Raw genomic sequence first — 232 nt, forward strand, 5'->3', positions numbered from 1 at the left:
GCACTAAGCTGGTTAATAGTATTGATGATCTCAGTTTTTTGACGTTTCGCCTTAGTAAGTTTTTCGGAAATAGTAATTAAATCTTTATCAATATTGAGAGTGCCATTGAAATGATCATTCAGGTATCTTTTACATTCGTTAAGAGTAAAACCGATAGCTTGTGCGTCTTTAATCATTTTAATACGCTCAATACATTCAGGATGAAATTCGGTGTATAGGCGTGATCCTGCTT

The 232-nt window shown here is 34.1% G+C and carries 1 protein-coding gene; it reads right to left on the minus strand.

What is annotated here, in order from left to right; all coding sequences use genetic code 11:
- Positions 1–232: MerR family DNA-binding protein (locus AAEY55_RS18655; RefSeq protein WP_350552794.1), on the minus strand; the 232-nt coding region annotated here is incomplete at both ends.

It is taken from the genome of Pseudoalteromonas sp. 120-MNA-CIBAN-0494 (genome assembly GCF_040308885.1).
Taxonomy (GTDB): Bacteria; Pseudomonadota; Gammaproteobacteria; order Enterobacterales; family Alteromonadaceae; genus Pseudoalteromonas; species Pseudoalteromonas nigrifaciens.